The following is a 26,989-nucleotide window of genomic DNA, read 5'->3' as shown; positions in this document are numbered from 1 at the left end:
ATAGGAGGAAGGCCTTTCGTGTTTTTAAAAAGATTAGAAATAGCAGGATTTAAGTCTTTTGCTGAGCGTGTATCTGTCGATTTTGTTCCAGGTGTAACTTCTGTAGTAGGACCTAACGGGAGCGGGAAAAGTAATATTACTGATGCAATTCGCTGGGTACTTGGTGAACAATCTGCAAAGTCATTACGCGGTGCAAAGATGGAGGATATTATTTTTGCCGGCAGTGATACGAGAAGAGCGGTTAATGTTGCTGAAGTTACATTAACTTTAAATAATGAAGACCAACGCTTACCGATTGAGTATAACGAGGTGTGTGTAACGCGTCGTGTATCTCGTTCGGGTGATAGTGATTTTTATATTAATAAACAATCTTGTAGATTAAAAGATATTATTGATTTATTTATGGACTCTGGTATGGGAAGGGAAGCTTTTTCGATTATTAGCCAGGGGAAAGTCGAAGAGATTTTGAGTAGTAAATCAGAAGAACGTCGTGGTGTATTTGAAGAAGCTGCGGGTGTGCTGAAATATAAACTTCGTAAAAAGAAAGCTGAAGGGAAATTGGCGGAAACACAAGAAAACTTAAATCGTGTACAAGATATTATTCACGAATTAAGTAGTCAAGTAGAACCACTAGAAAGACAAGCTTCTATTGCGAAAGATTATCTTGAGAAAAAAGAAGAATTAGAGAAAGTAGAAGCTGCGCTTATTGTACATGAAATTGAAGAATTACATGAAAAGTGGGAAGCGCTTCGAAATCAATTTGGGCATAATAAAGATGAAGAAGCTAAAATGTCGGCGAACTTACAAAAAAGTGAAGAAGAGCTTGAGGAATTACGCGGGCAATTACAAGCCGTTGATGAATCTGTAAATTCCTTACAAGAAGTTCTACTTCTGTCTAGTAAAGAACTAGAAAAACTAGAAGGGCAACGCGAGCTGTTAAAGGAAAGAAAGCAAAATGCAACGACACATTGTGCGCAGCTTGAAAAGCTAATTGTTGAGTTAACAGAGAAAACTACAAGTTATGATGGCGAAATTGAAACAAGTACAGAAGCTTTAATGCAATTTGTGAATCAAGTAAAAGAATTGGAGAAGAAATTGCATGATAACGAGCAATTACTTGCGACTTTTGCTGAGAATTTAGAGGAACAAATTGAGAATTTAAAAGGTGACTATATTGAACTTTTAAATCAACAAGCAAGTCTTCGTAATGAATTATCTATGATTGAAGAACAATCAAAACAGCAAAACTCTAAAAACGAACGACTTGATGAAGAAAATGAAAAGTATGTACAGATGCGTGTGGAAATTACAGCGAAAAAGGCGAAACTTGTAGACAGTTATGAGCAAGCGAGAGAGAAAATAGCTGGCATTATTTCTAACATACAGAAGACAGAAACGGCACTTGGGAAATGTAAGTCACAGTATAGTGAAAATGAAACGAAACTGTATCAAGCGTATCAATTTGTGCAACAGGCGCGCTCTCGGAAAGAAATGTTAGAAGAGATGCAAGAGGACTACTCTGGCTTCTATCAAGGGGTACGTGAAGTATTAAAGGCTAGAGAAAATAGACTACAAGGTATTGAGGGAGCTGTTGCAGAACTTCTGACTGTGCCGAAAGAATATGAAATCGCAATGGAAATCGCCCTTGGGGCAGCGATGCAACATATCGTAGTACAAACAGAAGAGCATGCTCGTAATGCAATTGCATTTTTAAAGCAAAATAAACATGGCCGTGCAACGTTTTTACCTCAAGCTGTTATTAAAAGCCGATCGCTATCATTTGATCAATTACGCATTGTGAATCAGCATCCATCGTTTGTCGGTGTAGCGGCAGAACTTGTGCAGTACAATAATAAATATGAGAATGTAGTTTCAAGTTTATTAGGTACAGTTGTTGTTGCGAAAGATTTACGCGGAGCAAATGAGTTAGCGAAACAACTGCAATACCGCTATCGTATTGTAACACTCGAAGGTGACGTAGTGAACCCGGGTGGTTCTATGACGGGTGGAGCTGTAAAACAGGCGAAATCCTCTTTATTGGGACGTCAACGTGAACTTGAAGAGTGGACTAAAAAACTAACTGACATGGAAGAAAAAACAACGAAGCTAGAAAACTTTGTTAAAGCAGTAAAGCAAGAGATTCAAGAAAAAGAAGTACAAATACGAGAGTTACGCCAAGGTGTAGAGACCGAACGTGTAGATGAACAGAAGCTAAGAGAAGAAATTAATCGTTTAGAATTAGATGAACATCGTATTAATGATCGTTTATCGATTTACGATTTAGAGATTGAAGGATTTTTACAAGATCAAGTAAAAATGCAAGGGCGCAAAGAAGAGTTAGAAAAGATTTTAGCGACTCTTCAAGCTGAGATTGGGGAATTAGATAGCAAAATCGTCGTTTTAACGAAACAAAAAAGTGAACAATATTCTTCAAAAGAAAAAGTTCAGAAGGAAATGACGGAGCTAAAAGTACAAGCTGCTGAACAACAACAACGTTTGTCTAATCAAAAAGAAAAAGTCGAACGATTGACGAAGGAAAAAGAAGAGACTGATGCGACGCTTGTAAAAACGAAAGAAGATTTAGCGTTCTTAAAGCAAGAGATGACATCTAATTCAAGTGGCGAAGAACAAATTACGAATATGATTGAGAAGAAAGCGTATGATCGTAATCAAACTTCGGAGTTAATTCGTTCTCGTCGTGAACAACGCGTATCATTGCAAGAAAGAGTCGAGCATTTAGAGCGCGGTGTGAAAGAAACAATAGGTAAACATAAATATATTCTTGAGATGCTGAAAGATCAAGAAGTGAAAATTAACCGACTTGATGTAGAGCTGGAAAATAGATTGCAACATTTACGTGAAACATATACTATTTCATTTGAAGCAGCAAAACTTAAGTATACAATGATGATGCCTGCAGAAGATGCACGTAAAAAGGTGAAACTAATTAAACTATCCATTGAAGAGTTAGGCGCAGTAAATTTAGGGGCAATTGATGAGTATGAACGTGTAGCAGAGCGCCATACATTCTTATTAGAGCAAAGAGATGACCTAGAAGAAGCGAAATCGACATTGCATCAACTTATTACGGAAATGGATGAAGAGATGAAAAAACGCTTTTCTACTACATTCGAAGGGATTCGAACAGAGTTTCAATCTGTATTCTCTGAATTATTCGGAGGTGGAAGAGCGGATTTAGTAATGACAAACCCAGAAGATTTACTAAATACGGGTATTGATATTGTAGCGCAACCACCAGGGAAGAAACTACAAAATTTAGGTTTACTTTCAGGGGGAGAGCGTGCTTTAACGGCAATTGCGCTCTTATTTGGTATTTTAAAAGTACGCCCAGTTCCATTCTGTGTTCTAGATGAAGTGGAAGCAGCTCTTGATGAGGCAAACGTTGCTCGTTTTGCGCAGTATTTAAAGAAATTTAGTGATGAAACGCAGTTTATTGTAATTACACACCGAAAAGGTACAATGGAAGAGTCTGATGTATTGTACGGTGTAACAATGCAAGAATCAGGGGTGTCGAAGCTTGTTTCTGTTCGTTTAGATGATGGCGAAGAACTTGTTGCAAGTAGATAGGAAGGATGGGAAGTATGAGCTTTTTAAAAAAATTAAAAGAAAAAATTTCAAAACAAACGGATACGGTAACAGAGAAGTTTAAACAAGGATTAGAAAAAACGAGAAATTCATTTGCTGATAAAGTAAATGAATTAGTGTACCGTTACCGCAAAATAGACGAAGATTTCTTTGAAGAATTAGAAGAAATTTTAATTAGTGCGGATGTCGGAGTTTCGACAGTGATGGAATTAATTGATCAGTTGAAAGAAGAAGTGCAACGTCGTAACATTCAAGATCCGAAAGAAGTACAGGCTGTTATTTCTGAAAAGCTAGTGGGCATTTACAAAGGTGACAGCGATTTTAGTAATGAAGTTAATATACAAGAGGATCAATTAACAGTAGTTTTATTTGTTGGTGTGAATGGTGTGGGGAAAACGACGACGATTGGTAAGCTTGCACATAAATTTAAATCAGAAGGTAAGTCTGTCCTATTGGCGGCAGGAGATACATTCCGTGCTGGGGCGATTGAGCAATTAGAAGTATGGGGCGATCGTGTTGGTGTAGAAGTAATTAAACAAGGGTCAGGATCTGATCCAGCGGCTGTTATGTATGATGCTGTACAAGCGGCAAAGGCCCGTAAAGTGGATGTATTGCTATGTGATACAGCGGGACGCTTACAAAATAAAGTAAACTTAATGAATGAGTTAGAGAAAGTGAAGCGCGTAATTGAGCGTGAAGTACCAGGGGCTCCTCATGAAGTATTACTTGTTATTGATGCAACAACAGGGCAAAATGGTTTAAGTCAAGCGAAAACATTCCGTGAAGCCACGAATGTTACTGGTATTGTTTTAACGAAGTTAGATGGAACTGCTAAAGGTGGTATCGTCTTAGCGATTCGTAACGAAATGGATGTTCCGGTGAAATTTGTTGGGCTAGGAGAGCAAATGGATGATCTGCAACAGTTTGATCCAGAACAATATGTTTATGGTTTGTTTGCGAACGTAGTAGAAACAGAAGAAGTGTAAGCGAAAGAAGCGGTATTTCCGCTTCTTTTTTTATAAAAATATGTGATGTTAAGAAAAAAACTTGACACTCTTTTATACTCCATGTAAACTAAGTCATGTAAAGGGAAATCACTTAACAAAGGATGATCCAACATGCTCGAGAAAACAACGAGAATGAACTATTTATTTGATTTTTATCAATCGTTGTTAACGCAAAAACAAAGAAGTTATATGTCGCTTTATTATCTAGATGATTTATCTCTTGGTGAAATTGCGGAAGAATTTGATGTAAGTCGCCAAGCCGTGTATGATAACATTAAACGGACTGAAGCGATGCTTGAAGAATATGAAGATAAATTAGTATTACTTCAAAAGTTTCAAGAGCGACAGCGACTTGTTGCAAAGCTAAAACAGCTAATCAGCGAAGAAGAGCATGTAAATGAAGAAATGAAACAAGTTGTTGAAGCTATCGAAAAATTAGATTAGGAGGGCGGCAATATGGCATTTGAAGGATTAGCCGACCGACTTCAACAGACAATGCAAAAAATCCGCGGCAAAGGAAAAGTTTCTGAAGCCGATGTAAAAGAAATGATGAGAGAAGTTCGTCTAGCTCTTTTAGAAGCGGATGTTAACTTTAAAGTAGTAAAAGATTTTATAAAGCGTGTGTCTGAGCGTGCTGTCGGACAAGATGTAATGAAAAGTTTGACACCTGGACAACAAGTAATTAAAATCGTACAGGAAGAACTTACAGAACTTATGGGCGGAGAGCAAAGCAAAATTGCTGTTGCTAATAAGCCACCTACTGTTATAATGATGGTTGGTCTGCAAGGTGCGGGTAAAACAACGACGACAGGTAAGCTTGCAAATTTGCTTCGTAAAAAGCATAATCGTAAACCGATGCTTGTTGCAGCGGATATTTACCGTCCAGCAGCGATTAAACAGCTTGAAACATTAGGGAAGCAATTGGACATGCCTGTTTTCTCCTTAGGAGATCAAGTAAGTCCGGTTGAAATTGCGAAACAAGCGATTGCGAAAGCAAAAGAAGATCATCACGATTACGTTTTAATCGATACAGCGGGTCGCCTGCATATTGATGAAGAACTAATGGGTGAATTAGCGAAAGTCAAAGAAGTTGCGAAACCGGATGAAATTTTCCTTGTTGTCGATGCGATGACAGGACAAGACGCGGTAAATGTAGCACAAAGTTTCCATGAACAGTTAGGATTAACAGGTGTTGTATTAACGAAATTAGATGGTGATACGCGCGGTGGTGCGGCATTATCTATTAAGGCTGTAACAAATACACCAATTAAATTTGCTGGTATGGGTGAAAAACTAGATGCAATTGAAGCGTTCCATCCAGAACGTATGGCATCCCGTATTTTAGGGATGGGCGACGTCTTAACATTAATTGAAAAAGCGCAAGCTACAGTTGATGAAGAGAAAGCAAAAGAACTTGAGCAAAAAATGCGTACGCTTTCGTTTACGCTTGACGATTTCCTAGAACAACTTGGACAAGTGCGTCAACTTGGACCGCTTGACGAATTGTTAGGAATGCTTCCTGGTGCAAATAAAATTAAAGGGCTGAAAAATGCACAAGTTGATGAAAAACAAATTGGGCATATTGAGGCAATTATTCGTTCTATGACTAAAGTAGAACGAGAACAACCGGAAATAATCAATGCTAGTCGTAAAAAGCGCATTGCCAAAGGTAGCGGTACAACGGTACAAGAAATCAATCGTCTAATCAAGCAATTTGATGATATGAAAAAAATGATGAAGACGATGACGGGAATGCAAAAAGGTAAGAAAAAAGGACTAGGTGGATTGAAGTTTCCATTCATGTAAGGAAAAAAGATGGCTCTGTTAAGAAAAAATACTTTACAAAGCAATAGTCTTTTTGCTAATATAATTATCTGTGTGAAATAAATTCGGAGGTGCTTTATAAATGGCAGTTAAAATTCGTTTAAAACGTATGGGAGCTAAAAAAACTCCTTTCTATCGTGTAGTTGTTGCAGATTCTCGTTCTCCTCGTGACGGACGTTTCATTGAGGAAATCGGTACTTACAATCCGGTTGCTCAACCAGCGGAAGTTAAGATCAACGAAGAAGCAGCATTAAAATGGTTAGGAAATGGTGCTAAACCATCTGATACAGTTCGTAACCTTTTCTCTAACCAAGGTATCATGGAGAAATTCCACTTATCTAAACAAGGTAAGTAATTGAGGCAATGACAATGAAAATGTTAGTCGAGACAATTGTTAAACCTCTTGTGGATCATCCTGGAGATGTAAAAGTTACACAGGAACTTTGCAACGGAGAAATAAATTATCGATTAACTGTACATCCTGAGGATGTTGGAAAAGTCATTGGAAAGCAAGGGAAAGTTGCGAAAGCGATTAGAATGCTCTTGTATTCAGTGGGACATCATAATGATGAGAACGTCACACTGGAAATTCAATAAACGTAAAAAGGGCGAGGAGTTATTTCCTCTCCCTTTTTTAACATTTAAAGAGAAATTGCATGTTCCATATATAAAATGGAAATGCTTAATTTATATAGAAACCAGGGGTGACATACTATTTATGACAAAATGGTTTAATGTAGGGAAAATTGTAAATACTCATGGCGTAAAAGGAGAAATTCGTGTTATTTCTCGTACTGATTTTCCAGAAGAGCGATATAAAGTAGGGAACACGTTATACATATGGGATGAGAAAGGTACAGACTATCTTACAGTGAAGGTAACTTCTCATCGTCAACATAAGACATTTGATTTATTAACACTTGAAGGATACAACAATGTAGATGAAGTAGAGAAGTTAAAAGGTTCTTTAATAAAAGTACCAGAAGAGCAGTTAGGCGAACTAGCTGAAGGTGAATACTACTACCATGAAATTATTGGTTGCAACGTTGTAACGGAAGAAGGAGAAGCGTTAGGGACAATTAAAGAGATTCTATCTCCTGGTGCGAATGACGTTTGGGTGATTAAACGTCCAAAGGGTCAAGATTTGTTAATTCCTTATATTGATGACGTTGTACTTCAAGTTAACATTGAAAATAAATTAGTAACCATTCATGTAATGGAAGGGCTACTATAATGAAAATTGACATTTTAACATTGTTTCCAGATATGTTTACGGGTGTATTTGGTTCTTCAATTTTAAAGAAAGCACAAGAAAAAGAAGCGGTAGAGCTTCGTGTTGTCAATTTTCGTGAGTATACAACTAGTAAGCATAATAGTGTAGATGATTATCCGTATGGTGGGGGCGCTGGTATGGTATTAACCCCACAGCCTATCTTTGACGCAGTAGAAGAGTTAACGAAGGAAACAGACCGTAAGCCGAGAATCGTCTTAATGTGTCCACAAGGAGAGCGTTTCACGCAGAAGAAGGCAGAAGAGCTTGCTGGAGAAGAGCATGTTATTTTTGTATGTGGCCATTATGAAGGATACGATGAACGAATTCGTGAGCATCTTGTAACAGATGAGATTTCTATTGGGGATTACGTATTAACGGGTGGAGAATTGGCTTCTATGGTAGTCACTGACAGTGTTGTACGTCTTTTGCCAGGAGTGCTTGGGAATCAAACGTCACAAGTGGAAGACTCTTTTAGCACAGGTTTGTTAGAACACCCACATTATACACGTCCTGCTGATTTTCGTGGTATGAAGGTACCGGATGTACTAATGTCAGGAAATCATAAAAACATTGATGAATGGCGCCATAAAGAGTCACTACGTCGTACGTACACACGTAGACCGGATTTACTGGAAGAACGAGAATTATCTAAGCAAGAAGAGAAATGGCTGAAACAGATTAAAGAAGACCGATAAGGGCTTGATATATTTTCTATTGCAACAGTCCTAACAATATGCTATTATAACATTTGTGCTACTGAAATCAGTAGCCGTATTAACGATGTTCCGCTGTAATTTAATAAGACTTTATAAGAGCATCTGTTTAAAGGAGAGAATTTAATATGCAACAATTAATCACAGAAATCACAAAAGGCCAATTGAAAACTGACCTTCCTTCATTCCGTCCTGGAGACACTTTACGTGTACACGTAAAAGTAGTTGAGGGAACTCGTGAAAGAATTCAGCTTTTCGAAGGTGTTGTAATTAAACGTCGTGGTGGCGGAATCAGTGAAACATTCACAGTTCGTAAGATTTCTTACGGTGTAGGTGTTGAGCGTACATTCCCAGTTCACACGCCAAGAATCGCGAACATCGAAGTACTTCGCCGTGGTAAAGTACGTCGTGCTAAGTTATACTACTTACGTAACCTTCGCGGTAAAAAAGCACGTATTAAAGAAATTCGATAAGACATGTATGGGAGCTTGTAAATACACAAGCTCCCTTTTTCCAATCTATATGAAATTTTGGTATAATACGAGCAGCTTACATAACAGTGGAGGGGAAAGCATGAAGAAAGAGAAGAGCTCACTTTGGGAATGGATCAAAGCAATTTTGATTGCTGTTGTATTAGCGGGCGTAATTAGACAGTTTTTCTTTGCCCCAATTCTCGTAGACGGTGTATCAATGTCGCCGACTTTACATGACCGTGATCGAATGATTGTTAATAAAATTGGCTATCACATAGGTGATCCGAAACGCTTTGATATTATTGTATTCCGAGCGACGGAAGAAAAAGATTATATTAAGCGTATTATTGGCCTGCCAGGCGACGAAATCGAATACCGTAATGATAAACTATATGTTAACGGGAAACCTTATGAGGAGCCGTATTTAGATAAGCAGAAAAAACAACTTGCTGACGGACCGCTTACATATGATTTTACTCTTGAAGAAATGACAGGAAAGAAAACTGTTCCAGAAGGTCAATTATTTGTTTTAGGCGATAATCGTCGTTTTAGTAAAGATAGCCGTTCGATTGGTACAATTTCAATGGACCAAGTGATTGGTAAAGCAAATATGCTATATTGGCCTTTAAAAGATGCACGTATTGTGAAATAAAAGAAAAAGAAGGTGGCAACATGGTAATTCAATGGTTCCCAGGACATATGGCAAAGGCTAGACGCCAAGTAACAGAAAAATTAAAGTTAATTGATGTTGTAATTGAGCTTGTAGATGCTCGATTACCTTTATCTTCTCGTAATCCAATGATTGATGAAATTATTACACATAAACCAAGGCTTGTTGTTTTAAATAAAGCGGATATGGCGGATGATCGTCTTACAAAGCAGTGGATTGCATATTTTGATGAAAGAGGTCAAAAGGCAATTTCAATTAATGCGCAAGCTGGACAAGGTATGAAAGAAATTGCAGCAGCTTGTAAAGTTCTTGTCAAAGAAAAATTCGATAAAATGGTTGCTAAAGGCATTAGACCAAGAGCAATTCGTGCTTTAATTGTAGGTATTCCAAACGTTGGTAAATCTACACTAATTAATAAATTAGCGAAGAAGAATATAGCAAAAACAGGAGATCGTCCTGGTGTGACAACGGCCCAGCAGTGGATTAAAGTTGGGAAAGAAATGGAATTATTAGATACACCAGGTATTTTGTGGCCTAAATTTGAAGATGAATTAGTTGGTCTTCGTTTAGCGACGACTGGTGCAATTAAAGATTCTATATTAAATCTACAGGATGTAGCTATTTATGCGTTACGTTTTATGGAAAAACATTATCCAGAACGTTTAAAAGAGCGATATAATTTAAATGACATTCCAGAAGAAATTGTGGAGTTATTTGATGCAATTGGAAAAAATAGAGGTTGCTTAATGGGCGGCGGAATGATTGATTATGATAAAACATCTGAGCTTATACTTCGTGAGCTTCGTGGTGGAAGATTTGGAAAAATGACATTTGAAACACCAGAAGAGTTTGCAGAGCAGGTAGAAGATGCGGAAAAAGTAGAAGAAGTATAAGACGTGCGTTTGTACGTCTTTTCTTTTTGGTTACGTTTAAAAGGAGTGTAAATAGATGCAAAAAATGACTATTCATGAAGCGGAATGTTTGCTGCAAGAAATTATGAATGAAGAAGACGAGCGTTTTCAAATGTTAGTGAAAGATGAGCGAAAAGGTGTTCAAAAATTAATTTTGAAGTGGTATAAACAAAAAGAGTTAGCGCAAAAAGAAAGAGAAAAATTTCTAGAAATGTCAAAGTACGAAAATGAGTTACGTGAAAAAGGGCTCACATACATTGCTGGTATTGATGAAGTGGGTCGTGGGCCGTTAGCGGGACCGGTTGTGACGGCGGCAGTCGTCCTTCCGGAAGATTTTTATATTCCAGGATTAAATGACTCGAAAAAATTAAGTGAAGCGAAACGTGAGCGTTTTTATGATGAAATTAAAGATCATGCAATTGCGATTGGAGTTGGAATTATATCACCACAAGTTATTGATGAAATAAATATTTATCAAGCGACGAAGCAAGCGATGTTAGATGCCGTTGCTAATTTATCATGTACACCAGAATATTTATTAATCGATGCGATGAAGCTTCCTACATCAATTCCGCAAACATCAATCATTAAAGGTGATGCGAAAAGTGTCTCTATTTCAGCTGCATCTATTATTGCGAAAGTGACGAGAGACCGCATGATGAAAGAGTTAGGAGGAAAGTATCCTGCATATGGATTCGAACAACATATGGGATATGGGACGAAACAGCATTTAGAAGCGATTGAAGTACATGGAGTATTAGAGGAACATCGAAAATCATTCGCGCCAATTAAAGATATGATTCAAAAATAAGCTGTATATTCACAGCTTATTTTTTATTTTGGTATATAAACATTATTATTTTCGAAAAAGAATAAAGCGATTTCAGTTTTCTGACACTTTATTGTAGACAGCGTGCCAATCATCTTATACAATGGCAATGTAATGTTTTTTAAACATTAAAAAACTTTTCGAGTAAAACAGGAAAACAGGGGAGGATGGGACCATGAATATCCATGAGTACCAAGGTAAGGCAGTCCTTAGAAGCTATGGGGTTAGCGTTCCGAATGGGAAGGTTGCATTTACAGTAGAAGAAGCTGTAGAAGCAGCGAAAGAATTAGGAACGGAAGTATGTGTAGTTAAAGCGCAAATTCACGCTGGTGGACGCGGCAAAGCTGGCGGTGTAAAAGTTGCGAAAAATTTAGAAGAAGTTCGTACATATGCAGAAAGCATTTTAGGAACTACACTTGTGACGCATCAAACAGGTCCTGAAGGTAAGGAAGTAAAACGCTTACTTATCGAAGAAGGTTGCGATATTAAAAAAGAATATTATGTAGGTCTTGTATTAGATCGTGCAACTTCTCAAGTTGTTTTAATGGCATCTGAAGAAGGTGGAACAGAAATTGAAGAAGTAGCAGAAAAAACGCCTGAAAAAATCTTTAAAGAATATATTGATCCAGCAGTAGGTTTACAAGGTTTCCAAGCGCGTAGAATCGCGTTTAACATCAATATTCCAAAAGAACTTGTAGGACAAGCTGTGAAGTTTATGATGGGCTTATACAGTGCGTTTATCGAAAAAGATTGCTCTATCGCTGAGATTAATCCACTTGTTACAACAGGTGACGGTAAAGTTATGGCGTTAGATGCAAAATTAAACTTTGATTCTAATGCGTTATATCGCAATAAAGATATTTTAGAACTTCGTGATCTTGAAGAAGAAGATTCAAAAGAAATTGAAGCTTCTAAATATGACTTAAACTACATTCCTTTAGATGGAAATATCGGTTGTATGGTTAATGGTGCAGGTTTAGCAATGGCTACAATGGATATCATTAAACATTACCATGGTGACCCAGCTAACTTCTTAGATGTTGGTGGCGGCGCAACAGCTGAAAAAGTTACAGAAGCATTCAAAATTATCCTTTCTGACAAAAATGTAAAAGGTATCTTCGTTAACATTTTTGGTGGCATTATGAAGTGTGATGTTATCGCAGAAGGTGTTATTGAAGCGACGAAGCAGGTAGGTCTTGAGTTGCCTTTAGTTGTACGTCTTGAAGGTACAAACGTAGAGCTAGGAAAGAAAATTTTAAATGAGTCTGGTTTAAATATTGTTGCAGCAGAATCTATGGCAGACGGTGCACAAAAAATTGTTTCACTAGTGGGCTAATAGAAAGCGGGGGAGAAAAATGAGCGTATTAGTTAATAAAGATACAAAAGTTATTGTTCAAGGTATTACAGGTTCTCAAGGGTTATTCCATACAAAGCAAATGATTGAATACGGTACGAAAATTGTAGGTGGTGTAACACCAGGTAAAGGTGGCACTGATATTGAAGGCGTACCAGTATTTGATACAGTAGAAGATGCTGTGAAAGCAACAGGCGCAAACGCTTCAGTTGTATACGTTCCACCCGCTTTTGCGGCTGATGCAATTATGGAAGCTGTTGATGCAAAGGTTGATTTAGTAGTATGTATTACTGAAGGAATCCCTGTATTAGATATGGTAAACGTAAAGAGATATATGGCGGGTAAACATACACGTTTACTTGGACCAAACTGCCCTGGTGTCATTACACCTGACGAATGTAAAATTGGTATTATGCCAGGATATATTCACAAAAAAGGTCATGTTGGTATCGTATCTCGCTCTGGTACATTAACGTATGAAGCTGTACATCAGTTAACGCAAGAAGGTATTGGCCAATCTACTGCTGTAGGTATCGGGGGAGACCCTGTTAACGGTACGGACTTTATTGATGCGTTAAAAGCATTTAATGAAGATGAAGAAACGCATGCTGTAATTATGATTGGTGAAATCGGCGGTACGGCAGAAGAAGAAGCAGCAGAATGGGTACAAGCTAATATGACAAAACCAGTTGTAGGCTTCATTGGTGGTCAAACAGCGCCTGAAGGCAAACGTATGGGTCATGCTGGGGCGATCATTTCTGGCGGCAAAGGAACTGCTGCTGAAAAGATTAAAACAATGGAAGCTTGTGGTATTAAAGTAGCGGAAACACCAGCTGTTATGGGTGAAACATTAATCTCTGTTTTAAAAGAAAAGGGATTATTTGAGACTTGTAAAAACTACTAATCTTTTTGAAAGACACCTTCTTATTAGAGGGTGTCTTTTTACACATTTTTTGTTTACATAATAAAAATTATGGGTAAGGAGAATTGAGATGAAAAGAGAACGTTTATTGCACCTTCATTACATGTTGGCGGATCATTGGAAGGCGATGGAGAGACTACTATATGTTGATCCAGAACTGAAGGGAATATACACTTTTAGTCCGGAACAATTTGAATATTACGCTGGAATATCCTCGGAAAAATCTTTAGAACTAGTAAATTTTCTTCAAATTTCAAATCTCCAACAATATGTATCCCAGTTAGAAAAAAAGAGAATATTTTATATAACAATATGGGATAAGGACTATCCACAATTACTGCGAGAAATACAAGATCCCCCTTTTGTTTTATACGGAAAAGGAGAAAGAGATTTTCTAAATAAAGTAAATAAATTAGCGATTGTTGGAACGAGAGAACCGTCTTTATATGGAAAGGAGAGTATGAAGTTTATTTTACAACCTTTACTTGAAAAAGAATGGCTTATTGTTAGTGGGTTTGCAAGAGGGATAGATACAATTGCTCATGAAGTTACAGTAAGGCAGCATTGCCCGACCATTGCAATATTAGGACACGGATTATCTTATATGTATCCAAAGGAGAATAGAGGTTTGTATGACACGTGGAAAGATTATATATTGTTATTGACAGAGTATCCGCCTCATTATGTGCCGAAAAAATGGTATTTCCCAAAAAGAAATCGAATTATTAGCGGTATAAGTAAAGGTGTTTTAGTTGTAGAAGCAAAAACGAGAAGTGGATCCCTTATTACTGCAGACCTTGCGCTAGAACAAAATAGAGAGGTGTTTGCGCTTCCTGGACCTATATTTATAGAGAGTGCAGCGGGAACGAATCATCTAATTCAACAAGGCGCAAAGCTAGTAAGAAATGCGGAGGATATCCTTGAAGAAATTTTAAATTAACCATATATTTTTATGTTTTTATTAAACAATTATTGACAAATGGTAGATTGTCGCTGTATGGTATATTCATTCTTGATTGACAAAAACAAGAGAAATCAATAAGATTGATGAAGACTTGAATCCACCTCTTAAGGAGGCACTAGCATGTCAGATTACCTCGTAATCGTGGAGTCGCCTTCTAAGGCGAAGACCATTGAAAAATATTTAGGGAAAAAATACAAAGTCGTCGCGTCCATGGGACATGTCCGCGATTTACCTAAAAGCCAAATGGGGATAGAAGTAAAGAATAACTTCACCCCGAAGTATATTACCATTCGTGGTAAGGGTCCCGTTTTAAAAGATTTAAAATCAGCGGCAAAAAAAGCAAAGAAAGTCTATCTCGCGGCCGATCCGGATCGTGAAGGAGAAGCAATTGCTTGGCATTTAGCAAATACGTTAAATGTGGACGTTGAATCAGATTGCCGAGTTGTATTTAATGAGATTACAAAAGATGCAATAAAAGAATCATTTAAATATCCTCGTGCAATTAATATGGATTTAGTAGATGCACAACAGGCAAGACGTATACTCGATCGTCTTGTTGGTTACAATATTAGTCCTTTATTATGGAAGAAAGTAAAAAAAGGATTAAGTGCAGGACGCGTACAATCTGTAGCAGTTCGTTTAATCATCGAACGTGAAAAAGAAATTCAAAGTTTTGAACCTGAAGAATTCTGGACAATTAAAACAGAATTTGTGAAAGGGAAAGACACATTTGAAGCAAGCTTTTACGGTGTAGATGGTGAAAAAGTTCAATTAACGAACGAAGCACAAGTGAACGAAATAATCGAAAAGATGAAAGACAATGCGTTTTCGGTTGAAAATGTAACGCGAAAAGAGCGAAAGCGTAACCCTGCATTACCGTTTACAACATCTTCCTTGCAACAAGAGGCAGCGCGTAAGTTAAATATGCGAGCAAAGAAAACAATGATGCTTGCACAGCAGCTGTATGAAGGGATAGATCTTGGAAAACAAGGGACTGTAGGTCTTATTACGTATATGAGAACTGATTCAACACGTATCTCAGAAACAGCTCAAACAGAGGCTCGTGATTACATTACTGAGGCGTTTGGTGCGGAATACATAGGAACAGAGAAGAGGAAAGAAACGAAAAAGTCGAAAGCACAAGATGCGCATGAGGCGATTCGTCCTACTTCGGTAATGAGAAAGCCAGAGGAACTAAAAAGTTTCTTAAGTCGTGATCAACTCCGTTTGTATAAACTGATTTGGGAGCGATTTGTTGCAAGTCAAATGGCATCTGCTATAATGGATACTGTTACAGCGAAACTCATTAATAACAATGTTCAGTTCCGTGCAAGTGGATCAGTTGTAAAGTTCCCAGGATTTATGAAAGTGTACGTAGAGTCGAAAGATGATGGTGCGGAAGAAAAGGATAAGATGTTGCCACCGTTAGAAGTAGGTGAAACTGTATTTTCAAAAGATATAGAACCAAAGCAACATTACACACAGCCTCCGCCGCGTTATACAGAGGCTCGTCTAGTAAGAACACTTGAAGAGCTTGGAATTGGGAGACCGTCTACTTATGTACCGACACTTGAAACAATCCAAAAACGAGGATACGTTGCTTTAGATAATAAACGCTTCGTTCCGACTGAGCTTGGTGGAATAGTAATCGAACTTATTTTAGAGTTTTTCCCAGAAATTATTAACATTGAATTTACTGCCAATATGGAGCAAAGCCTTGATGAAGTAGAAGAAGGAAATGCAAATTGGGTGAAAATTGTTGATGATTTCTACGTAGGATTTGAACCGCGCTTAGAAAAAGCGGAAAAAGAAATGCGTGAAGTGGAAATTAAAGATGAACCAGCTGGGGAAGACTGTGAATTATGTAGTCACCCGATGGTCTTTAAAATGGGTAAATATGGGAAGTTTATGGCTTGTTCAAATTTCCCGGAATGTCGTAATACAAAACCGATTGTAAAAGAAATCGGTGTTACTTGTCCGAAGTGTGATAAAGGGCAAATTATTGAACGCCGTAGTAATAAAAAGAAACGCCTTTTCTACGGATGCGGTACGTATCCAGAATGTGACTTTGTATCTTGGGATAAGCCGATTGGTCGTAAATGTCCGAAGTGTGAAGGTATGCTCGTAGAGAAAAAGTTAAAAAAAGGCGTGCAAGTACAATGTATTTCGTGTGATTATGAAGAAGAACAACAAATGTGAGCGTAACTGCTCACATTTTTTTCGGGAAGAAAAGGAAAGGTGATATATATGACAACACAAGTAGTAAACGTCATTGGCGCAGGTCTTGCAGGAAGCGAAGCAGCTTACCAAATTGCAAAGCGTGGTGTCCAAGTAAAATTATATGAAATGAGACCAGTAAGGCAAACACCAGCTCATCATACAGATAAATTTGCTGAATTAGTATGTAGTAACTCACTTCGCGCAAACACATTAACAAATGCTGTTGGTGTTATTAAAGAAGAAATGCGTCTAATGGATTCTGTCATTATTCGTGCAGCCGATGAGTGCTCTGTACCAGCAGGAGGTGCTTTAGCTGTAGACCGTCATGAATTCGCGGCGAAAGTGACTGAATATGTGAAAAATCATCCGAACGTAACTGTAATGAATGAGGAAATCACTGAAATTCCAGAGGGACCAACTGTTATTGCGACAGGTCCACTTACGTCTCCTGATCTTTCTGCACAATTAAAAAAACTAACAGGTGAAGATTATTTTTATTTCTATGATGCTGCCGCGCCAATCGTTGAGAAAGACAGCATTGACATGAATAAAGTATATTTAAAATCCCGTTATGATAAAGGTGAAGCGGCATATTTAAACTGTCCAATGACAGAAGAAGAGTTTGATCGTTTTTATGAGGCTTTAATTGCTGCTGAGACAGTGCCTTTAAAAGAATTTGAAAAAGAAATTTTCTTTGAAGGTTGTATGCCAGTAGAAGTTATGGCAAGTAGAGGAAGACAGACGTTAGTATTTGGGCCGATGAAGCCTGTTGGGTTAGAAGATCCGAAAACAGGGAAAACACCGTATGCGGTTGTTCAGTTACGTCAAGATGATGCAGCAGGAACATTATACAATATTGTAGGCTTCCAAACACATTTAAAGTGGGGGCCACAAAAAGAAGTGTTACAGCTAATTCCAGGACTAGAAAACGCAGAGATTGTACGTTATGGTGTAATGCATCGTAATACGTTTATTAATTCGCCTAATTTGCTTCGTCCAACATATCAATATAAACAACGTGATGATTTATTCTTCGCTGGTCAAATGACTGGTGTAGAGGGTTATGTTGAATCAGCAGCATCAGGATTATTAGCGGGTATTAACGCTGCTCGACTTGTACAAGGTGAAGAGCCAGTTGTATTACCACCTGTAACTGCAATGGGAAGTATGGCAAATTATATTACTGCGACAAATGCGAAAAACTTCCAGCCAATGAATGCAAACTTCGGTTTATTTACACCGTTAGAGAAGAAAATTAAAAAGAAACAAGAGCGAAATGAAGCATATGCTACACGCGCTTTGGAAACAATTCAAAATTTTGTAAATATTTAATTAAATTTCTTGCAAAGGCTACTAAGTTGTGATACGATTTAGTAGCCTTTATTGAGGTGAATTATATGGATGTGAATGTGAAGAAATTGTTACAATTATTCGTTGGATATTTACAAATTGAAAGAAATTATTCAAAATATACAATTGCAAGTTATCAAAATGATTTAGAACATTTTGTGCAATTTATGGAGCGAGAAGGCATATCCTCTTTTTTAGATGTTACATACGCGGATGTTCGTTTATACTTGACGACGTTGCACGATCAGAAGTTAGCCCGTAAATCTGTCGCAAGGAAAGTATCAAGCTTACGAAGTTTATATCGTTTTTTGATGCGTGAAGGTTATCAAAAAGATAATCCGTTTGCACTTGCGTCACTTCCCAAGAAAGAATTGTCAATCCCAAAGTTTTTATATGCTGAAGAGTTAGAGGAATTGTTTGAAGTTTCTGATACAGGGGCACCATTAGGTCAAAGGAATCAAGCTTTATTAGAGTTGATGTATGCAACTGGGATTCGTGTAAGCGAATGCGTTAATTTGCAACTTACCGACATTGACTTTGCAGTGGGAACAATTTTAGTGATGGGAAAAGGGAAAAAACAAAGATATATTCCGTTCGGAAGCTATGCACAAGATGCTTTAATTACTTATATAGAGAACGGGAGAAAACAGTTAGCTCAAAAGACTGAAGAACAATCTCATATGGTATTTTTAAATGCGAAAGGTAAGCCGTTAACAGATCAGGGTGTACGTTATGTTTTGAACGAACTCATTAAGAAAGCTTCACTTACAATGCGGATAAGTCCCCATATGTTAAGGCATACATTTGCTACACATATGTTGGATGAAGGAGCGGATTTACGTACTGTGCAGGAGCTATTAGGTCATGAGAATTTGTCAACCACACAAATTTATACGCATGTCTCTAAAGAAAGATTGCGTTCTGTGTACATGAAGCATCACCCGCGGGCATAAATTGCTTTTAAGGCTATAAAAACATATAAAGGAGTTTTTTCTATGGGAAATTTCCACGCTACAACGATATTTGCAGTTCATCATAATGGAGAATGTGCAATGGCTGGAGATGGTCAGGTAACGATGGGGAATGCTGTTGTAATGAAACATACAGCTCGCAAAGTTCGCAAACTTTTCCAAGGGAAAGTTTTAGCTGGTTTTGCAGGATCAGTTGCTGATGCATTTACTCTTTTTGAAATGTTTGAAGGAAAATTAGAAGAGTATAATGGCAATTTGCAGCGCGCTGCAGTTGAGATGGCGAAACAATGGCGTGGTGATAAAATGCTACGTCAGCTAGAAGCAATGCTCATTGTCATGGATAAAACAACGATGCTCCTTGTTTCAGGTACAGGAGAAGTGATTGAACCAGATGATGGTATTTTAGCAATTGGTTCAGGCGGACATTATGCACTTGCTGCTGGTCGTGCTTTAAAGCAACATGCAAGTGAACATTTAACAGCGAAACAAATTGCGAAGGCCAGTTTAGAAATTGCAGGCGATATTTGTGTTTATACGAACCACAACATAATTGTTGAAGAATTGTAGAATCGTAAGGGAGGCATTTTATATGCATTTACATTTTACTCCGCGTCAAATTGTGGAAAAATTAGATCAATACATCATCGGTCAAAAAGATGCAAAGAAAGCGGTTGCTGTAGCTCTACGAAATCGATACCGTCGCAGTAAATTAGTTGAAAATTTACGTGATGAAATTGCACCTAAAAACATTTTAATGATTGGACCGACAGGTGTTGGTAAAACAGAGGTAGCACGGCGAATGGCGAAACTCGTTGGAGCACCTTTTATTAAGGTTGAAGCGACGAAATTTACAGAAGTTGGATATGTGGGTCGAGATGTAGAGTCGATGGTCCGCGACCTTGTTGAAACGTCTGTTCGCATTGTGAAAGAGGAAATGGTAGTTAAAGTTCAAGATAAAGCAGAAGAGCAAGCGAATCAACGTCTTGTTGAAATTTTAGTGCCGAGTCCGGAGAAACAATCTGGATTTAAAAATCCATTAGAAATGCTTTTTGGTGGTAATCAAAATTCAAACCAAACATCTGATGCACAGGAAGATGATGAAATCGAAAAGAAACGTCAAGATGTGGAAAGAAAGCTTGCGGCAGGCCTTCTTGAAGATGAAGTGATATCGATCGAAGTGACGGAACAACAGTCTTCTATGTTTGATATGTTGCAAGGAACTGGCATGGAGCAAATGGGAATGAATTTCCAAGATGCACTAGGAAGTATCATGCCGAAAAAAACGAAAAAACGTAAACTTTCTGTAAAAGAAGCAAGAAAACTCTTGACAAATGAAGAGGCACAGCGCTTAATTGATATGGATGAAGTTACACAAGAGGCTGTTTATCGTGCTGAACAGCTCGGGATTATTTTTATCGATGAAATTGACAAAATTGCTGGTAAGCAGTCGAATAGCGTAGATGTATCGCGTGAAGGTGTGCAACGTGACATTTTACCGATTGTAGAAGGGTCGAATGTAGCAACGAAATACGGATCAGTAAAAACGGATTATATTTTATTTGTTGCAGCTGGAGCGTTCCATATGTCTAAACCGTCGGATTTAATTCCGGAATTGCAAGGGAGATTTCCGATTCGAGTAGAATTAACAAAATTATCGGCGGATGATTTTGTTAAAATATTAATCGAGCCTGACAATGCGCTAATTAAACAGTACACGGCGTTATTAGCGACTGAAGGTATAGAAATTGAATTTTCAGACGAAGCTATTCGTAAGATTGCTGAGATTGCTTATCAAGTTAATCAGGATACAGATAATATTGGAGCGAGAAGACTTCATACTGTTATGGAGAAGCTCCTTGAAGATTTATCGTTTGAGGCATCTGAAATTACGTTAGAGAAAATAACGATAACACCTCAATATGTTGAGGAAAAATTAGCGACAATAGCTAAAAATAAAGATGTGAGCCAGTTTATTTTGTAATAGTGTCATCAGGTGACTCGCCCTAGTTTCCAAGTGATGAAAAAATATGTAAGTAACATGTAGGAGGAAATTTTGAAATGGAATTATTAGCAAAAACGAGAAAATTAAATGCGTTATTACAGAGCGCAGCAGGAAAGCCTGTAAACTTTAGAGAGATGTCTGACACAATGTGTGAAGTAATTGAAGCGAACGTGTTCGTTGTAAGTCGTCGCGGTAAATTATTAGGATATGCGATTCACCAACAAATCGAAAACGAACGTATGAAGCACATGCTTGCAGAGCGTCAATTCCCAGAAGAGTATACGCAAAGTTTATTCAATGTTACAGAAACATCTTCAAATTTAGGTGTGGATAGTGACTACACAGCATTCCCGGTAGAAAATAGAGAATTATTCGGTCAAGGTTTAACTACAATCGTACCAATCGTTGGTGGCGGTGAGCGTCTAGGTACACTAGTATTAGCTCGTCTTGGTCAAGAGTTCTTAGACGATGATTTAATTCTTGCTGAATACAGCTCAACTGTTGTAGGTATGGAAATCTTACGTGAAAAAGCAGAAGAAATCGAAGAGGAAGCACGTAGTAAAGCTGTTGTTCAAATGGCGATTAGCTCATTATCTTACAGTGAGTTAGAAGCAATCGAGCATATCTTCGAAGAATTAAATGGAACAGAAGGTTTACTTGTTGCAAGTAAAATTGCTGATCGCGTGGGAATTACTCGTTCGGTAATCGTAAATGCACTACGTAAATTAGAAAGTGCTGGTGTTATTGAGTCTCGCTCTTTAGGTATGAAAGGAACATACATTAAAGTGCTAAACGACAAGTTTCTACAGGAACTTGCTAAATTAAAAACAAACTAATTTATAAAAAAACTCTCCTCGCTTGAGGAGAGTTTTTTGTTTTTTTAAGTGAATGATTTTGCTTACGTAAGGCGTCATGACAACATTCATTAGAAAACTATTAATTAACCTTCAATTCCTTGCTTAAAGGAATTGAAGGTTGGTAATACTAGAATTTGAGCGTGAAAAAAAGAAAGTTTTACATTGTTCGCATTTTCGACTTGATTGTAATATTTCAGTATGATATAGTAAGCAGTGGTGTCAGTACAAAGTACACACGTTTACTGATTTAAGTGTTGGTGCTACGTTCGTAGTTTCGCTTAGAGATGAAGTAAACGGAGGATATCAAAAAACCATTTAGGAGGAACTAAATTATGTCAGTAATTTCTATGAAACAATTGCTTGAAGCTGGTGTTCATTTCGGACATCAAACTCGTCGTTGGAACCCAAAAATGAAGCGTTACATCTTCACAGAGCGTAACGGTATCTACATCATCGACTTACAAAAAACTGTGAAAAAAGTTGAGGAAGCTTACAGAACGATGCGTGACATCGCTGCTGAAGGTGGAGACATTTTATTCGTAGGTACTAAAAAACAAGCACAAGAAGCTATTAAAGAAGAAGCAACTCGTGCTGGTATGTACTTCGTTAACCAACGTTGGTTAGGTGGAACTTTAACAAACTTCCAAACAATCCAAAAGCGTATCAAGCGTCTTAAAGATATCGAAAGAATGCAAGAAGATGGTACTTTCGAAGTACTTCCTAAGAAAGAAGTTGTTCAACTTAAAAAAGAGTTAGAGCGTCTTGAGAAATTCTTAGGCGGTATTAAAGATATGAAAGGTCTTCCAAGTGCATTATTCGTAGTAGACCCTCGTAAAGAGCGTATTGCAGTTGCTGAAGCGCGCAAATTACACATTCCAATCATCGGTATCGTTGATACAAACTGTGATCCAGACGAAATCGATCACGTTATCCCAGCAAACGATGATGCAATTCGTGCTGTAAAACTTCTTACATCTAAAATGGCAGACGCGATCCTTGAATCAAAACAAGGTGAAGAAACTGTTACTGCGTAACAAATTTGGAAAGGTGATAAGGGGTTCGGCCTTTTATCACCTTTTTTAAGGTATAAATACATATTTTAGGAGGATGAAAAACATGGCAATCACTGCACAAATGGTAAAAGAACTTCGTGAAAAAACTGGCGCAGGTATGATGGACTGCAAAAAAGCTTTAACAGAAACTAACGGCGACATGGAGAAAGCAATTGACTTCTTACGTGAAAAAGGTATTGCGAAAGCTGCTAAAAAAGCAGACCGCATCGCTGCTGAAGGTTTAACTTTCATCGAAACAAACGGTAACGAAGGTTTAATCTTAGAATTAAACTCTGAGACTGATTTCGTTGCGAAAAACGAAGGTTTCCAAGCGTTAATTAAAGAATTAGCTGCTCACTTATTAGCTAACAAACCTGCTAACGTTGAAGAAGCTATGGCTCAAACAATCGAAGGCGGCAAAACAGTAGAAGAGCACATCAACGAAGCAATCGCTAAAATTGGTGAAAAACTTACACTTCGTCGTTTCGAAATCGTATCAAAAACTGATGCTGATGCATTCGGCGCTTACCTACACATGGGTGGACGTATTGGTGTATTAACAGTTCTTGAAGGTTCTACTGATGAAGCAGCTGCTAAAGATGTAGCAATGCACATCGCAGCAGTTAACCCTAAATACATCGACCGCGATGCTGTAACAGCTGAAGAAGTTGAGCATGAGCGTCAAGTATTAACACAACAAGCTTTAAACGAAGGCAAGCCTGAAAAAATCGTTGCGAAAATGGTAGAAGGCCGTCTTGGCAAATTCTTTGAAGAGATTTGCTTACTTGACCAAACATTCGTTAAGAATCCTGACATGAAAGTTCGTCAATTCGTTGAGTCTAAAGGCGGAACATTAAAAGGATTCGTTCGCTACGCTGTTGGTGAAGGTATCGAAAAACGCGAAGACAACTTTGCTGAAGAAGTAATGAACCAAGTAAAAGGTAACAACTAATACAGATTAGGGAACACATTGTGTTCCCTTTTTTAAAATAAAGATGTAAGCAATTGGAGGTTCATTATGAGTAAACCGAAATATAATCGTGTCGTTTTAAAGCTGAGCGGAGAAGCTTTAGCTGGCGAGCAAGGATTTGGAATTAACCCAGCTGTTATTAAGTCAGTTGCGGAACAAGTGAAAGAAATTGCAGAACTTGATGTAGAGGTTGCAGTTGTTGTTGGTGGCGGTAACATTTGGCGTGGGAAAATTGGAAGCGAAATGGGCATGGATCGTGCAGGAGCAGATTACATGGGCATGTTAGCAACAGTTATGAATTCATTAGCTCTTCAAGATAGCTTAGAGAATATCGGAATTCAAACTCGCGTACAAACTTCAATTGAGATGCGTCAAGTGGCAGAGCCTTACATTCGTCGTAAAGCAATTCGTCACTTAGAGAAAAAACGTGTTGTTATCTTTGCTGCAGGTACAGGTAACCCATACTTCTCTACAGATACAACAGCAGCATTACGTGCAGCTGAAATCGAAGCGGACGTTATTTTAATGGCGAAAAATAATGTGGATGGCGTATATAGTGCAGATCCATCTATTGACCCAACAGCTACGAAATACGAAACACTTACTTACTTAGATGTATTAAAAGCAGGTTTAGGTGTAATGGATTCTACAGCTTCTTCTTTATGTATGGATAATGATATTTCATTAATTGTATTCTCGGTTATGGAAAAAGGTAACATTAAACGTGCCGTTTTAGGCGAAAATATTGGAACAGTTGTAAGGGGGAAATAAATTATGGGACAACAAGTATTGAAGTCTTCAAATGAAAAAATGGAAAAAGCAGTTGCTGCTTATTCTCGTGAATTAGCAACAGTTCGCGCTGGTCGTGCAAGCTCGTCTGTATTAGATAAGGTACAAGTTGATTACTATGGTGCACCAACACCAGTTGTGCAATTAGCGAACATTACAGTTCCAGAAGCACGTTTGCTTGTAATTCAACCTTATGATAAAACTTCTATCGGTGATATTGAAAAAGCAATTTTAAAAGCAGATTTAGGCTTAAACCCTTCTAATGATGGAACTGTAATTCGTATTGCATTCCCTGCATTAACAGAAGAGCGTCGTCGCGATCTTGTAAAAGTTGTGAAGAAATATGCTGAGGAAGCAAAAGTTGCTGTTCGTAACGTACGTCGTGACAGTAATGATGACCTTAAGAAGCTTGAAAAAGCTGGCGACATTACAGAAGATGATTTAAGAGGATATACTGAAGATATCCAAAAAGAAACAGATAAATATATTGCAAAAGTTGACGAAATCGCAAAAAACAAAGAAAAAGAAATTATGGAAGTGTAATAGCGATAATTTCGCAAATATGACCCTCTTCTTAAGGGGGTCTTTTTACACTTTTAGGCATACGTCTGCTTGTTGGAGGGTATGAATGATGTTTAAAAAGTTTCCTTTTTTTAAAAGTAAAAAGGTCACATCGTTTGATCATCTCATTGAAAAAGTGAAAAAAGGATATATCCCAGAACATATTGCTATTATTATGGATGGTAATGGAAGATGGGCAAAGAGAAGAGCCATGCCTCGCATTGCTGGTCATCATGAAGGTATGCAAGTTGTGAAGAAAATCACAAAATTTGCAAGTAAGCTTGATGTGAAAGTATTAACTCTTTATGCTTTTTCGACTGAGAACTGGAAAAGACCGAAAAAAGAAGTTGATTATTTGATGAAGCTTCCAGAAGAATTTTTAGGTGCATTTTTACCAGAGTTGATTGAAGAAAACGTACAAGTCCGAGTAATAGGGCAAAAAGATCGTCTTCCTACGCATACGCGCAGAGCGATGGAAAAAGCCATGGAAGATACGAAAGAGAATACGGGATTAATTCTTAATTTCGCGTTAAACTATGGAAGTCGAGATGAAATCGTTTCTGCTGTGCAACATATGATGAAAGATAGTGAGGAAGGAAAAATTCGTTCGGAAGAAATAAGTGAAGAAAAGATTTCTTCTTACTTAATGACGAGTTCTTTACCTGATCCAGAGTTGTTAATCCGTACAAGCGGAGAGCTACGTATTAGTAATTTCATGTTATGGCAAATTGCTTATTCGGAATTTTGGTTTACAGATGTGTATTGGCCAGATTTTACCGAGGAACATTTGCTAAATGCGATTACAGACTTTCAACATAGAGGGCGCAGATTCGGAGGCGTGTAGAAAGAGAGGGTTTGGTAGTGAAACAGAGAATTATTACTGGAGTGATTGCTGCCGCGCTATTCATTCCCATCGTAATTTACGGTGGCGTGCCTTTTACAGTTTTAGTGTATGCACTTGCTTCTATAGGTTTATATGAATTAATTCGTATGAACAAGCTTACGCTTATTTCGGTACCAACAGTTTTAGCTGCAGTATTATTGTGGATTATTTTAATTCCGAGTAGTGCATCAGAACTGTTTACGTGGATTGGGTTAGGTAAATTAGAAATCACATTTGTGATTGTTTTATTACTTTTATCATATACAGTCCTTTCTAAGAATACATTTACTTTTGACAATGCTTCATTTTTACTTATGGCAACGACATATGTTGGAATGGGATTCTTATATTTAAATGAAACGAGAATATTAGGAATCAAATATGTGTTCTGTGCACTATTTGTCATATGGGCAACTGATTCAGGTGCATATTTCATAGGAAAAGCATTTGGAAAAAGAAAATTATGGCCAGAAATTAGTCCGAATAAAACGATTGAAGGTTCATTAGGCGGTATTGTTTGTGGAATTGTTGTTGCACTTGTTTACAATATGTTCTTCCCAGTTGAAGCGAATGTAGGAGTTTTAATCGTTCTGACGATTATCATTTCTATTTTTGGACAAATTGGTGATTTAGTGCAATCTGCATTTAAACGCCATTATGGTGTAAAGGATTCAGGTACAATTTTACCTGGACATGGTGGTATTTTAGATCGAACAGATAGTTGGTTATTTGTGTTACCAATTCTATACTTCTTATTACAATACAATTAATAAATGAACGAGGGGTTG

At 37.7% G+C, this 26,989-nt stretch carries 27 protein-coding genes; all 27 read left to right on the top strand.

From position 1 onward, the window contains the following. Positions 1-18: 18 nt before the first annotated feature. The 27 genes from smc to cdsA all read left to right on the top strand — a co-directional run bounded on the left by smc (position 19) and on the right by cdsA (position 26,971). On the top strand, positions 19-3,588 hold the full coding sequence (gene smc, locus NSQ69_RS18930) for a chromosome segregation protein SMC (RefSeq protein WP_002014517.1): 3,570 nt from the start codon (positions 19-21) through the stop codon (positions 3,586-3,588). A 14-nt stretch (positions 3,589-3,602) separates the two neighbouring features. Then, positions 3,603-4,592 (top strand): signal recognition particle-docking protein FtsY, encoded by a 990-nt coding sequence (gene ftsY / locus NSQ69_RS18925; RefSeq protein ID WP_002185064.1) that lies wholly within the window; start codon positions 3,603-3,605, stop codon positions 4,590-4,592. 132 nt (positions 4,593-4,724) lie between these two features. Further along, positions 4,725-5,057, top strand: coding sequence for a putative DNA-binding protein (locus NSQ69_RS18920; protein WP_000891061.1), 333 nt, complete (start codon positions 4,725-4,727; stop codon positions 5,055-5,057). 12 nt (positions 5,058-5,069) lie between these two features. Beyond that, positions 5,070-6,419, top strand: a complete 1,350-nt coding sequence (gene ffh, locus NSQ69_RS18915) for a signal recognition particle protein (RefSeq protein WP_002014519.1) — start codon at positions 5,070-5,072, stop codon at positions 6,417-6,419. Positions 6,420-6,519: 100 nt separating this feature from the next. Beyond that, complete coding sequence (rpsP, locus tag NSQ69_RS18910) at positions 6,520-6,792, top strand: 30S ribosomal protein S16 (RefSeq protein ID WP_000268750.1); 273 nt, start codon at positions 6,520-6,522, stop codon at positions 6,790-6,792. A gap of 14 nt (positions 6,793-6,806) precedes the next feature. Then, the gene (locus NSQ69_RS18905) at positions 6,807-7,034 is read left to right on the top strand and encodes a KH domain-containing protein (RefSeq protein ID WP_341099605.1); all 228 of its coding nucleotides are present in this window, start codon (positions 6,807-6,809) and stop codon (positions 7,032-7,034) included. A 121-nt stretch (positions 7,035-7,155) separates the two neighbouring features. Continuing rightward, complete coding sequence (gene rimM, locus NSQ69_RS18900) at positions 7,156-7,671, top strand: ribosome maturation factor RimM (protein ID WP_002014521.1); 516 nt, start codon at positions 7,156-7,158, stop codon at positions 7,669-7,671. Then, positions 7,671-8,405 (top strand): tRNA (guanosine(37)-N1)-methyltransferase TrmD, encoded by a 735-nt coding sequence (gene trmD / locus NSQ69_RS18895; RefSeq protein ID WP_050000358.1) that lies wholly within the window; start codon positions 7,671-7,673, stop codon positions 8,403-8,405. Before rimM ends, trmD begins: the two co-directional genes overlap by 1 nt. Positions 8,406-8,551: 146 nt before the next feature. Beyond that, positions 8,552-8,896, top strand: coding sequence for a 50S ribosomal protein L19 (rplS, locus tag NSQ69_RS18890; protein WP_002014524.1), 345 nt, complete (start codon positions 8,552-8,554; stop codon positions 8,894-8,896). A gap of 100 nt (positions 8,897-8,996) precedes the next feature. Beyond that, positions 8,997-9,548, top strand: coding sequence for a signal peptidase I (gene lepB, locus NSQ69_RS18885; RefSeq protein ID WP_002066791.1), 552 nt, complete (start codon positions 8,997-8,999; stop codon positions 9,546-9,548). A 20-nt stretch (positions 9,549-9,568) separates the two neighbouring features. Then, a complete protein-coding gene (gene ylqF / locus NSQ69_RS18880; protein WP_002128821.1) occupies positions 9,569-10,459 on the top strand; it encodes a ribosome biogenesis GTPase YlqF in 891 nt (296 codons plus the stop codon). A 55-nt stretch (positions 10,460-10,514) separates the two neighbouring features. Next, positions 10,515-11,288, top strand: coding sequence for a ribonuclease HII (locus NSQ69_RS18875; protein ID WP_002142917.1), 774 nt, complete (start codon positions 10,515-10,517; stop codon positions 11,286-11,288). 193 nt (positions 11,289-11,481) lie between these two features. Beyond that, positions 11,482-12,642 (top strand): ADP-forming succinate--CoA ligase subunit beta, encoded by a 1,161-nt coding sequence (gene sucC / locus NSQ69_RS18870; RefSeq protein ID WP_002014529.1) that lies wholly within the window; start codon positions 11,482-11,484, stop codon positions 12,640-12,642. A gap of 19 nt (positions 12,643-12,661) precedes the next feature. After that, complete coding sequence (gene sucD, locus NSQ69_RS18865; RefSeq protein WP_002033796.1) at positions 12,662-13,564, top strand: succinate--CoA ligase subunit alpha; 903 nt, start codon at positions 12,662-12,664, stop codon at positions 13,562-13,564. 88 nt (positions 13,565-13,652) lie between these two features. Further along, positions 13,653-14,522 carry a DNA-processing protein DprA gene (dprA, locus tag NSQ69_RS18860; protein ID WP_002167750.1) on the top strand — a complete coding sequence of 290 codons (870 nt, stop codon included), beginning with the start codon at positions 13,653-13,655 and terminating at the stop codon, positions 14,520-14,522. Between the two features lie 144 nt (positions 14,523-14,666). Further along, on the top strand, positions 14,667-16,745 hold the full coding sequence (gene topA, locus NSQ69_RS18855) for a type I DNA topoisomerase (RefSeq protein ID WP_002088184.1): 2,079 nt from the start codon (positions 14,667-14,669) through the stop codon (positions 16,743-16,745). A gap of 48 nt (positions 16,746-16,793) precedes the next feature. Continuing rightward, the gene (gene trmFO, locus NSQ69_RS18850) at positions 16,794-18,098 is read left to right on the top strand and encodes an FADH(2)-oxidizing methylenetetrahydrofolate--tRNA-(uracil(54)-C(5))-methyltransferase TrmFO (RefSeq protein WP_002066796.1); all 1,305 of its coding nucleotides are present in this window, start codon (positions 16,794-16,796) and stop codon (positions 18,096-18,098) included. A 71-nt stretch (positions 18,099-18,169) separates the two neighbouring features. Next, complete coding sequence (xerC, locus tag NSQ69_RS18845) at positions 18,170-19,069, top strand: tyrosine recombinase XerC (protein ID WP_078175468.1); 900 nt, start codon at positions 18,170-18,172, stop codon at positions 19,067-19,069. 42 nt (positions 19,070-19,111) lie between these two features. Continuing rightward, a complete protein-coding gene (hslV, locus tag NSQ69_RS18840; RefSeq protein ID WP_002014538.1) occupies positions 19,112-19,654 on the top strand; it encodes an ATP-dependent protease proteolytic subunit HslV in 543 nt (180 codons plus the stop codon). A gap of 22 nt (positions 19,655-19,676) precedes the next feature. After that, on the top strand, positions 19,677-21,068 hold the full coding sequence (gene hslU / locus NSQ69_RS18835; RefSeq protein ID WP_002014539.1) for an ATP-dependent protease ATPase subunit HslU: 1,392 nt from the start codon (positions 19,677-19,679) through the stop codon (positions 21,066-21,068). Between the two features lie 77 nt (positions 21,069-21,145). Beyond that, positions 21,146-21,925, top strand: a complete 780-nt coding sequence (gene codY / locus NSQ69_RS18830) for a GTP-sensing pleiotropic transcriptional regulator CodY (RefSeq protein ID WP_002014541.1) — start codon at positions 21,146-21,148, stop codon at positions 21,923-21,925. Between the two features lie 353 nt (positions 21,926-22,278). Continuing rightward, positions 22,279-22,980: a 30S ribosomal protein S2 gene (gene rpsB, locus NSQ69_RS18825; RefSeq protein ID WP_002185070.1), complete on the top strand. Its 702-nt coding sequence runs from the start codon at positions 22,279-22,281 to the stop codon at positions 22,978-22,980. A gap of 82 nt (positions 22,981-23,062) precedes the next feature. Next, on the top strand, positions 23,063-23,950 hold the full coding sequence (gene tsf, locus NSQ69_RS18820) for a translation elongation factor Ts (RefSeq protein ID WP_002088177.1): 888 nt from the start codon (positions 23,063-23,065) through the stop codon (positions 23,948-23,950). Between the two features lie 66 nt (positions 23,951-24,016). Beyond that, the gene (gene pyrH / locus NSQ69_RS18815; RefSeq protein WP_002014544.1) at positions 24,017-24,739 is read left to right on the top strand and encodes a UMP kinase; all 723 of its coding nucleotides are present in this window, start codon (positions 24,017-24,019) and stop codon (positions 24,737-24,739) included. Positions 24,740-24,742: 3 nt separating this feature from the next. Further along, positions 24,743-25,300: a ribosome recycling factor gene (gene frr / locus NSQ69_RS18810; RefSeq protein ID WP_000531506.1), complete on the top strand. Its 558-nt coding sequence runs from the start codon at positions 24,743-24,745 to the stop codon at positions 25,298-25,300. Between the two features lie 85 nt (positions 25,301-25,385). Then, a complete protein-coding gene (locus NSQ69_RS18805; RefSeq protein ID WP_002014545.1) occupies positions 25,386-26,162 on the top strand; it encodes an isoprenyl transferase in 777 nt (258 codons plus the stop codon). A gap of 17 nt (positions 26,163-26,179) precedes the next feature. Beyond that, a complete protein-coding gene (gene cdsA / locus NSQ69_RS18800) occupies positions 26,180-26,971 on the top strand; it encodes a phosphatidate cytidylyltransferase (RefSeq protein WP_002088171.1) in 792 nt (263 codons plus the stop codon). Positions 26,972-26,989: the final 18 nt, after the last annotated feature.

The sequence above is a fragment of the Bacillus sp. FSL R10-2201 genome (genome assembly GCF_038008665.1).
Classification (GTDB): Bacteria; Bacillota; Bacilli; order Bacillales; family Bacillaceae_G; genus Bacillus_A; species Bacillus_A mycoides.
The sequence above is the reverse complement of the archived record's forward strand: the minus strand, read 5'-3'. Positions and strand labels throughout refer to the sequence as shown.